Annotated in this window: 1 protein-coding gene; it reads left to right on the top strand. The window is 48.5% G+C overall.

Features of this window, described 5'->3' with window-relative positions:
- Positions 1–37: 37 nt before the first annotated feature.
- Positions 38–730: substrate binding domain-containing protein (locus ACS8FD_RS20260; RefSeq protein WP_439277187.1), on the top strand; the 693-nt coding region annotated here is incomplete at its 3' end.

Raw genomic sequence — 730 nt, forward strand, 5'->3', positions numbered from 1 at the left:
TCTTTTGCATCGTTCCACGCGCAAGGTGGCTTTGTCTTTGGAAGGGGCGGAATTTTTGCCTTATGCTAAGGAAATTTTAGCTCAAGAAGATGCTGCACGCGCAGCTTTAGGTCATGGCAATGCAACTGTGACAGGTACCCTAAGGTTCACGGCTCCAAGCACCTTTGCCCAGCTCTACATCGCGCCTATCCTGCCTGAGTTCCTACAGTTGTACTCAGGTATCACTCTTGACCTGCGGCTTACGGATATGGAGTTTGATCTTATCCAAGGCAGTTTTGATCTTGCATTGCGCAATTCAACACTATCAGATAGCAGCTTAAAAGGGCGAAAATTGGCTAACGATATGCGAATCCTTTGCGCTTCACCCGAATATTTGAAACAGCAGGGCACGCCCACGCAACCAGATGACCTTGCGACGCATCAATTCATTGTATTCAAAGAGCCGTCACCGATTAAGTTTGTTGGGTATGATGGCAGTACTGAGGAGTTCGATCCACGACTGACCGAGAGCCGGCTTATCGTTGACGATGGCTTGAGTCAGAAAGTCGCAACCATTGCTGGAGCAGGCATTTCAATGAACTCACTATGGAGTGTTCACCGCGAACTGGCTGACGGCTCGCTGATCCATGTCCTACCCGACTACACGATTGATGACCAGACGGGCCTGTGGCTCATCTATCCAAAATCGAATGTTCTGACGGTAAAAGTTAGGGTTTTTATCGACTTCTTA

The organism is Psychrobacter sp. 1U2 (assembly GCF_051847575.1).